Below are 433 nucleotides of genomic sequence, written 5' to 3'. Positions count from 1 at the left end.
TGTGTGTTCGTCTAACAACATCCTGGCAGAGTACGGTAGGCTGGACGTTCGACCAATTGGTATTTTGACGGGATCGACGGTCGGTCACGCGCGAGCGTACGTGAAACAAGTAACTGGCAACGGTCGGCGTCCGAACGACCGGAGACGCGCGAACCGACCCTCTTTATAACGGGGGCCTTTATAAGGGAGGGCAGAGATAATCCGACAGAGTATGAGTGCGCCGGCAGATTCCATCGAGATTCAGAACGTTGTCGCATCGACCGGTATCGGCCAAGAGCTCGATCTCGAAGCTCTCGCCGAAGACCTCCCCGGAGCGGACTTCAATCCGGACAACTTCCCCGGACTCGTCTACCGGACGCAGGAGCCGAAAGCAGCGGCCCTGATCTTCCGTTCGGGAAAGATCGTCTGTACGGGCGCAAAGAGCATCGACGAC

Annotated in this window: 1 pseudogene; it reads left to right on the top strand. The window is 57.7% G+C overall.

The features are described from left to right. Positions 1-211 precede the first annotated feature (211 nt). Positions 212-433: pseudogene (locus DVK05_RS16675) on the top strand (TATA-box-binding protein); the annotation flags it as partial.

The sequence above is a fragment of the Halorubrum sp. Atlit-8R genome, from assembly GCF_003666025.1.
GTDB classification, from domain to species: Archaea; Halobacteriota; Halobacteria; order Halobacteriales; family Haloferacaceae; genus Halorubrum; species Halorubrum salinarum.
The sequence above is the reverse complement of the archived record's forward strand: the minus strand, read 5'-3'. Positions and strand labels throughout refer to the sequence as shown.